Below are 9,198 nucleotides of genomic sequence, written 5' to 3'. Positions count from 1 at the left end.
ACTCCTTCTACCTCCACATCATAATGAGTACCACCTTCAGAGACAAGATAAGCAGCCTTATTATTAATACTTGAATTAATATGCACACCGCCATTATCTAAATCTCCTGTGTACAATTCGCTATAATGATCTGGGTAGCCACGGTCCGGATAAAATGGATGAGGCACCTTGGATGGATCTTTCAGAGAACGGAGGCCATCACCTTCTTTTTCTGGCGTATAGATATCTTCTCCCATCCACCAATCATCCCGATCTACCATGGCTCCCAAAATGTCAGACAGCGACTCGTTTAAAGCACCAGGTTCATCCTGATATACAAGGTCAGCCGAACGATCAGTAACCGCATGAGTTAACTCATGACCAATAACATCGACGGCTCCTGATAATGGGATAAACGTTTCACCGTCCCCGTCGCCATACATCATTTGCACGCCGTTCCAAGCGGCATTATTCCAGTTTTCACCCACGTGAACGGAGGAAATCAATTTAGCCCCATTGTCATCAAATGAATCTCTATTAAAGGTTTCTTTGTAATAGTCATACACGATCCCTGCATTCTTATGGGCATCTACTGACGCTGCATCATTAAAGTACTTATGACCGCTGGTGACTTCTTCTCCATGATAACCAAGCAATTGAGAAAAAAGGTTAAACCAGCCTGGTTCCATATTTAGGGCATCGAATGTGTGAACGCCGTCTCCACGTGTCTCATCAAACATGTAGTAATCTCCTTCTTGAAGAGTCACTTCAAACATTTCCTTATTTCCAAGTACCCCTTTTCCAAATGCTTTTACGTGATCAATTGCATTGTAGTTATCAACGATTTCCCCAGTTTTTGCATCAATGAAGTAATGGAAGTAACCCGGTTCAGGATCGGAGGTTGAAGCTTTTACTAAATAAGTAAGATGGAACTTGCCATTAAACTCGTAAATGAAAAGTTCACTGGAAGGCGGGGCATCATAAGCCTTTACCTCTCCGATTTTCTTTTCTATTGAAGCCTTGGCAGTTTCAATGGCTTCGTCTCCTGTAATATCGGCTTTAGTATCTATGCCTTTTTCATCCATATTGGGTACAACCTTGCCAAAAAAAGCTTTTACTTCATCCTCCTCATTCAAGGTTACGGTCTGATGAGCCCCATAGATAGGAACTTCTTTATATTGCTCCGTTAAGCGCACATGAGAAGTCCCCGTTTTTTTATCTTTTTGAGTGTTGAGCACTTTGAAATTCTCGTTACTGTTTCCTTTCAGCTTGAACTTATCTTTTTGATAGTTAAGGTAAGATAAAGCAATATCTTCTACAGAATGCGACTGCTTCGTAAAGGAGGAGAACTTTGGCATTTTCCAGTTTTCAATGATATACGAAGGTGTACCATACTTTTCATTCATTTTTACTTTTGATTCATCCGCATGGATACTGCTGGCCCCAATCCCAAGCCCACTTAGAGCAAGCGTCAGCGCAAGTGTTGATGAAACTACTTTTTTCTTCATCCAATCACCCTCCTGTTAAATTTAGATTTTAAAAACCTTCTGATCACTCGTAATCTTTACCATCAGTTTGATTTGCTTGGAATTTCCAAGTAAGATTCAAGTCATCACCCTGGAACATATTCTGATCTTCATTGTTGTCTACAAATTCAAACTGAACCCATAGAGTATCTTCATCGCCTACATCCAGGCCTCCGCGCTGCTCCCATAGCGGATCAAATACGTCTTTTGCTACTGTGTCAGGATCCATAGACTGCAGTTCACTTAAGGTCGTTTCAAATACAGGCTCGCTTTCTTTATCCCAGTTCCACAAGAAGTTTACGCGAATGTGATCCCCAAGATCCGCACCTTTATTGTTACCTTCAGCGTCAATCACATTGTAATCGGTTAAGAGACTGATAGATTTAATATCGAGCGTGCCTTCGTTCCCTAATTTGAATTCTTTAAGGATCGTGTCTCCCGGTTTCAAATCATTCACGTCTACAATTACTTCAGGATCAACCGACACATCTAAAGTTCCCATTCCAAACGTATTATTGGTCGTTTCCGTGTCGCTGAAGTATGCATAAGTTCCTCCTCCCATTAATGATAGCCCTAAGGACGCAGTCACCACTCCAGCACTTACTTTCTTAAAAAAACTCATTCCATCTCCTCCTTTTTATTAGTAAACTCTTATGTATGGAAAACATAAGAAGTGGAACACTTATTGATTCGTTGAGGCTGTTTCATGTTGTTTTTTAAAGTCATTGACGGCTTTTCTAAAAGTCATACCGCCATAGATAAACAATAGGATACCGGGCACAAACAATAGCAGGGCTGCCCCGGATTTAGAGCCGGCATAATTTACGATGTGACCCAGATAAGGGATCGTGAAGCCAGTATAATGGCCGACCACATTTTCTGATAAAACAGGGTCAAGATCAGCTCCATCATTATTGTCCCCTTGAGTTGTATAAAGAGTTTCATTGTTCGCCTTCATAACTTCCGTAACCCTGTGGGTTACGAGATTGTCATTCTTATCAATAAAGGTGAGGACGTCACCTTTTGAATACTGCTGGTCTTGTTCCGTTAATTTAATGGTGATAATAGAACCCGTTTTAAACGTCGGCTCCATGGAACCTGAAAGTACCGTTTTAAATTGATAACCTAAAATGGTCGGTTCTCCTCCACTGGCCTTTACCGCTATTACCACCACGGCCAAAGTGAGAATAACTAGAACGGTCAGCACGGACATGATTTTCTTAAAGACTTTCAACATTGTTTTCATGGTAGAAACCTCCTAATTTCTATTGATCTTGTTTTACATCTTTCTGGTCTGACTCTTGTTCTTCTTCCACTTCTGCAGTATCCTTTTCTTCTTGCACTGATTCTGTTTCATTCTTTTTATCTTCGGATATGGATTTCTCAGCGGTCTGCTCTTTTTCTTCGTTGCTCTCCACTTTAGAAGAGTCGGAATTGCTGGATTTATTATCCTCTTCGGAAGTAGGTAAATTCGTTCCCTTTTTATTTTTGGATTTATCTACTTCCGTCTCTTCAGGCTTTTTCCGATCATTTTCTTTTGGTTTAACTATGTCCTTCTCTGCCTTATCTTTGTCTTCTTGTTCTACATCTTTTTCTTCTGTTTTTTTATTCTCTTCTTTATTGACAGAGGTCTGTTCTTTTTCTTTTGATGCATCTTCGTCTTTTTCTGCTTGGTCTTTATCTCCTTTTTCTGCATTTTTTTCTTCTGTTTCTCTTTTGACAGGGCTCTGCTCTTTTTCTTTTTGTTCATCTACTTCTTTATCTGCTCGGTCTTTATCTTCTTGTTCTCCATTCTTTTCCTCTATGTCTTTTTCATCTTCTTTTTGGGAAAGTTCCTGTTCTTCTTTTTTCTCGTTTTGTTTCTCTTGTTTTTCTTGCTGCGCTTTACGTTTTTCTTCTGCCTCTTCTTTCACCTTTTCTTCTATTTTTTCATCCGCTAATTCTAGCTCCATTTTTTCATAGCGGGACACTACTTCCTCTAGTTTCCCCAGTCCTTCTGTAACAAAAGCAAGACGATCGTTCTTATGATCATTAAGTAAATTTACCACTTCTTTATGTAAAGCCTCGAACTCTTTCATGCTCTCTTTGAGTTCAGCACGATCTTCCTTAAGTTCCTTTAAATCTTTGTCTTCTTCTAAGAGGGTGAGGTAAAGAGAATGTGTATGCTCATAAGTCTCTTGTAATTCCAATATTCTTTCCTCTACTTCGCCGGGAAATAAAGAAGCTGTAGAAATCGTCATCCGCTCAGTTTTTTCGGAAATAAATGCGGCCTCCGTGCCTGTGACTAACTGCGAGAATAAGGAAATGACAAGGCTGAGAGTGAAAAGAGGAACAAAAATGTATGTAATCACACGTAGATGCCAGGGCTTCATAAAATCCTCCTTTCTACTTGAGTGTTTATCTTGTATCTATCATCTTATATTTCGACTATTCTTAACATTATCCGTTCAGCTTATTTTTATATACCTTTAGGGTTACTGGAAGACATATACCAAAGGTACTAGTCCATCTACATCTTTTGATTCCCATAATGACTCTATTAAACTGTGGTGTTGTTTTTTCACCAGCCACTTCATCCACTACAGGGGCAAATACCTGAAGACTCAGTTTGTGATAGATCGTGTTCTTTTCCGAAGCTTGTGAGGATCGGTGGATCCCCTCAGTGCCTTTCAAACAAAAAGGACCCGATTATCAAAAATCGATAATCGGATCCTTTTTACTTTTATGTGTCTATTTATATCCCAGCCACTCTAAAGTTACTTGTTAATCAATGCCCACGGGAGGTAGAAGCTTATTCTGTACAGCATATAGAACAGCCTGAGAACGGCTTTTCACTTTTAATTTACGATAAATATTACTGATGTGTATTTTTACAGTTTTATCACTGATATACAAAATATGAGCAATCTCCTTATTCGTATGACCTTTCGTCAGTTCATGCAATACTTCATGCTCACGCTGGGTGAGGCGGGAATTAGAACTTACTTCATTTTTTCTTCTTTTATAGTTCATGACTAAATTCTTAGTCATTGAAGGCGGAATTACACAGTCACCCCGGTAAACATTGATAATCCCATGAATAAGCTCATTACTAGAGGTTTCTTTTAATAAATACCCGGAAGCCCCTGCATCTAAGGATCTCTGTAAATATTGTTCATCGTCTGCAATGGTCAGCATGAGTATTTTAACTTCAGGAAAGTGCTTCTTCACATATCTGGTAAGATCAATTCCACTTTCCTCCTGTAGGTGAATATCCATAATTACCACATCCGGCTGGCAAAGACCGATTTTCTCCTTGAATTCATTTGCAGTACTGGCTTGTTCAATCACTTCTAATTCCTTAGCTAAGTTCACTACAAGTGCAATTCCATCTCTTAGTACGCTGTGATCATCAACTATCATGACTCGAATCATACGACTCATCTACCTCCTGCTTAACTGAAAATAATTCACGTTTGGATTTTGACAAAATTCTACATAACGAACAATAAACCAGATAGAACAGAATCGGTGAAAATTAGAAGCATTAATCACGTACGTACACACACGCCACCTAAAAAGCGGTATTATTAGATTTTGCACCTTTTTTATTGAATCTTTGGACCTGTAAAAGTCCCCTAATCTCTATGTATAAGACATATTTTACCATTAGATAATGATATTTACTACTCTCAAACTATATTTTTGTTCTCAATTGAGGATAACTTTTTACCCACATGACAACTACACTCATTTGTTATCTTCATGATTTTCAAGAGCATGCCTTCAAAGTTTTTACCTACTTAGCCATTTTTCCTTGTTCATGCTAAATATTCGATGATTGAAAAAAAACTGCCGAGAGCATCTCGACAGTCTTTCATATAGTTAAGCATTAGAGGCTACGCTGCGTGTTTGATAGTTGTTCGTCGTTAGTAGAGTCGCAACAATCAGCACGATAACAGCTACCGGAACAGCCACGACCACACTATTGACTTCAAACGGTTTCTGAAGAATGATTTCCCATGTAAGAGTGGCTACAACTCCCGCCACCATTGAGGATACTCCTCCTACTGCGTTCACACGCTTCCAGAAGAAGACTGCCAGAACAGCAGGCGTCAGTCCTGCTCCGTACACCGTATATGCGTACATTTGAACGCTTAATACAGTTGGGAAGTAACTGATGAGCAGGTAAGAGAAAATTCCAAGCGCAGCAATAAAGATACGGGTCATAGACAACAGCTTTTTATCAGAAGCATCCTTATTAACGTATTTTCCATAGAGATCATACGTTAAATTAGTAGCTGCAGATAATAGATAAGAGTTTCCTGTTGTGATGATAAAGGACGCTGCGGCGGCAAGCAGAATTCCGCCAATGGCCATTGGCATCGCTACTGTGGTAGCCATCAATGCCATACCCGGATCAATATTTGGGAATAAAGAACGGGATGCGAAGGCAATCAGTGAAATGGATGGTGAAATAACAAGCATTGCAATCAACCAGCCAATCTGAGCACGTTTAGCTGATTTATCCCCTTTGGAGGATGCCAGACGCTGGTACATATTTTGATCCCCTAATAATAAGAATAGGGACGGCAGTAAGTACCCGATCATTTGGATGGTTGTTAACCCGCCAGTAGAACTCATATGAGATTCGGGAACATTAGCAACTACTTCACTCCAGCCGCCTGCGACGGCAATGATCGTCGGCACTGTAATGATCAGTCCTCCCACCATTAGAAAACCACTGATCGCATCTGTCTGGGATACCGAACGTAGACCGCCGATCATAGCTAAAAAGATGATCATAGCTGCACCGATTATGGTACCAGTCTGCACACTCATTCCTGTAGTTAAATTAAGTATAAAGCCAAAGCCTTTCATTTGATAAGAAACGATACCTACATAGGCAAGAATGATAATGACACTCGCAATGTTACGGGACGTCCGCCCGTATTTTGCTTCCAGAATTCCTGATACCGTAAACTTTCCATACGCACGAATTTTGGGAGCAACTACATAGAGAATGATAATACCGACTAACGTTGGGAGCATCATCATCAAAGATGGAAGAATGCCGTAACTGAAGGCCATGGACGTTTCTCCGCCAGAGATACTACCACTGCCTGTCCAGGTGGCAAGCAAGGTTCCCATTAATACAAATGGCCCTAGACTCTTTCCTGCCAGAACGAAATCTTCACTTCCAGCTACTTTCTTAGACATAACTATACCAATACCGACCATAATCAGGCCATATATAACAATAAACCAAAGTAAATTCGGATTTTGCTGTAATTCCATAACTACTCAATCATCTCCTGATGTATTAGTTGCTGGTTCTTTGCTGAGTCGTCTTTCTGCATCGGCCGATGAATGAAGCGCTCTCTGAACACAACGTTATTCAATTTATCACACTTTAAAAGATTGTGAAAATAACAATTTCATGTGGCTTTAGAGGCATTTTAAGCCAATTTTGACAGATGGTAGATTTTCACAATCTCTTATGAAAGCGATAACGACATGGGATGAAAAATTTGCTTGATTTTTATGAAATTTCTAATTAATAAGACTGGAACTAAATAAAATTCTTTTAAAAAATGATTCGATAGTACTAAATAAAAGAAGCGGATATCTATAGTGCAGACATCCGCTTCTTCTTAAATCAGGGCTTTAATACGATTTTCTAGTAAATTTTTCAATAGCTGCTTGCCGTCATTGGTACCGATCGATTCAGGGTGAAATTGGACCCCTTCAATAGGATATTCTAAATGACGAAGACCCATGATTTCGCCTTCGATCGTAGTAGCGGTTATTTCCAGACATTCAGGAAGGTCTTCACCATCCACAATGAGGGAGTGGTAACGCATAACTTCCATAGGATTGTTCAATCCTTCATAGATGCCCCGGCCGCCATGAAAAATCGTGGAAGCTTTTCCGTGCATAAGTTTGTCCGCACGTACAACCTGTCCACCAAATACCTGGGCGATGGACTGATGGCCGAGGCATACGCCAAAGATGGGGATGCGGCCTTTAAAGTAATCGATCACTTCAAGGGTTTGACCTGTTTCATCCGGGGAGCATGGCCCCGGTGACAGAAAAATTAAGTCTGGCTCTACTGCTTCTATCTCTGCTATATCGATTTCATCATTACGCCTGACTAGAACCTCTTCCCCGAGCTCTCCTAAATACTGGACCAGGTTGTAGGTAAACGAATCATAATGATCAATCATGTAAATCACTCAGCTCCACTCCTCTCTGCTGATTTGCTTATTTAACAAGTTCAGCAATGCTGTTTGAAAAGCTCTTCAGAGCCCCACTTTTCTCGCCGCTGTTAATTTTATCAAGCTCGTTTTCTATTAAACGAATTATTTTACTGCCAATAATGACACCGTCCGCATGTTCACGTACAATTTTTACATCCTCATTGGTAGAAACGCCAAAGCCTACTGCGACAGGAACCGGACTGTATTCTTTCACTTTTTTAATAAAAGCCAGCGATTCTCCTGTCATCTTGTTTTCTCCGCCCGTTACCCCAAGCGTGGACACACAGTATAGAAAGCCTTTCGCGTTTTCCGCAATCTGCTTGATACGTTGCTCAGAGTTTGGAGCTACCAGAGAGATAAATTCAATGTCTTTGGATTCTGCCTGACCTCGAATCTCTTCACTTTCTTCAAAAGGAAGATCCGGAATGAGCACGCCTTCGACTCCGTTTTCTTCGAGTAATTCGAAAAACTGATCGTGGCCGAGTCTTAAGACTGGATTGTAATAGGTGAAAATAACGACCGGAATGGTAAGACCGTGCTTCCGAAGCTGTGGGACGAGTTCAATCGCCTTTCTTAGCGACATTCCTGCGTCAAGAGCTCGTCTTGCTGCCCGTTGAATCGTTGGTCCGTCTGCAAGAGGATCAGAGTAAGGGACACCGAGTTCCAACACGTCGGCGCCCTGCTGCTGAAGACGAAGCGCGAATGCAATCGTCATGGATGGACTGGGATCACCCGCTACGAGAAAAGGGATGAACAGGTCCTCCGTTTTTTCTAACTTACCTTGAAACGATGTCTTCGTCAGCATACTAAACCTCCTCCTCGAAATGTTCCATCAGCGTCGCCATGTCTTTATCTCCACGGCCGGACAGATTGATTAACATGGTTTCATCTTTAGACATGCTGCCGGCTTCTTTGAAAGCCTGAGCAAGCGCATGAGCGGTTTCAATAGCCGGGATGATTCCTTCACGTTCCGTTAATAGGCGAAGAGCATCTAAGGCTTCTTTATCCGTGATAGATTCATAGCGTACTCTTTTCGTCTGGAACAGATGAGCGTGTTCAGGGCCGATGCCCGGGTAATCAAGACCGGCAGAAATGGAATAAGGTTCCGTAATCTGTCCATTATCATCCTGCATTAAATACGTAAGGGAGCCATGGATAACGCCAGGAGCACCCTTGGTAAGTGTAGCTGCATGTTCTGGGGTGTCAATTCCGCGGCCGGCTGCTTCCACGCCGATCAGCTCCGCATCGTCTTCAAGGAACGGATAGAACATTCCCATCGCATTACTTCCTCCGCCTACGCAGGCGTAAATGCGGTTTGGCAGCTCCTGCTCCACTTCAAGGAACTGCTTCTTCGACTCATCACCAATGACACGCTGGAAATCGCGGACCATACGCGGATAAGGGTGAGGACCGACAACAGAACCAATTAGATAGAAGTGGTCTTCACAATTGGC

General features: G+C 41.4%; 9 protein-coding genes. All 9 read right to left on the bottom strand.

Annotation, left to right across the window (positions count from 1 at the left end; translation table 11 throughout):
• Positions 1 to 1,487, bottom strand: a 1,487-nt coding sequence (locus WAM07_RS10130) for a M4 family metallopeptidase (RefSeq protein ID WP_422166523.1), incomplete at its 3' end; no start/stop codon positions are given.
• A gap of 43 nt (positions 1,488 to 1,530) precedes the next feature.
• Complete coding sequence (locus WAM07_RS10125) at positions 1,531 to 2,127, bottom strand: CalY family protein (protein ID WP_422166521.1); 597 nt, start codon at positions 2,125 to 2,127, stop codon at positions 1,531 to 1,533.
• 60 nt (positions 2,128 to 2,187) lie between these two features.
• On the bottom strand, positions 2,188 to 2,751 hold the full coding sequence (gene sipW, locus WAM07_RS10120; protein WP_422166519.1) for a signal peptidase I SipW: 564 nt from the start codon (positions 2,749 to 2,751) through the stop codon (positions 2,188 to 2,190).
• A 19-nt stretch (positions 2,752 to 2,770) separates the two neighbouring features.
• The gene (locus tag WAM07_RS10115) at positions 2,771 to 3,877 is read right to left on the bottom strand and encodes a hypothetical protein (protein ID WP_422166517.1); all 1,107 of its coding nucleotides are present in this window, start codon (positions 3,875 to 3,877) and stop codon (positions 2,771 to 2,773) included.
• Positions 3,878 to 4,268: 391 nt separating this feature from the next.
• Positions 4,269 to 4,928 carry a response regulator gene (locus WAM07_RS10110; protein WP_422166516.1) on the bottom strand — a complete coding sequence of 220 codons (660 nt, stop codon included), beginning with the start codon at positions 4,926 to 4,928 and terminating at the stop codon, positions 4,269 to 4,271.
• A gap of 441 nt (positions 4,929 to 5,369) precedes the next feature.
• Positions 5,370 to 6,782, bottom strand: coding sequence for a sodium:solute symporter family protein (locus WAM07_RS10105; RefSeq protein WP_422166514.1), 1,413 nt, complete (start codon positions 6,780 to 6,782; stop codon positions 5,370 to 5,372).
• 356 nt (positions 6,783 to 7,138) lie between these two features.
• Positions 7,139 to 7,720 carry an anthranilate synthase component II gene (locus WAM07_RS10100; protein ID WP_422166512.1) on the bottom strand — a complete coding sequence of 194 codons (582 nt, stop codon included), beginning with the start codon at positions 7,718 to 7,720 and terminating at the stop codon, positions 7,139 to 7,141.
• A gap of 28 nt (positions 7,721 to 7,748) precedes the next feature.
• The gene (trpA, locus tag WAM07_RS10095; protein ID WP_422166510.1) at positions 7,749 to 8,549 is read right to left on the bottom strand and encodes a tryptophan synthase subunit alpha; all 801 of its coding nucleotides are present in this window, start codon (positions 8,547 to 8,549) and stop codon (positions 7,749 to 7,751) included.
• A gap of 1 nt (position 8,550) precedes the next feature.
• A partial coding sequence (locus WAM07_RS10090; protein ID WP_422166508.1) for a pyridoxal-phosphate dependent enzyme occupies positions 8,551 to 9,198 on the bottom strand: 648 nt, incomplete at its 5' end.

Origin of the sequence: Halobacillus sp., assembly GCF_049282395.1 — a bacterium.
Classification (GTDB): Bacteria; Bacillota; Bacilli; order Bacillales; family Halobacillaceae; genus Halobacillus.
Note: the sequence above shows the minus strand (reverse complement) of the source record. Positions and strands in the feature narration are given on the sequence as shown.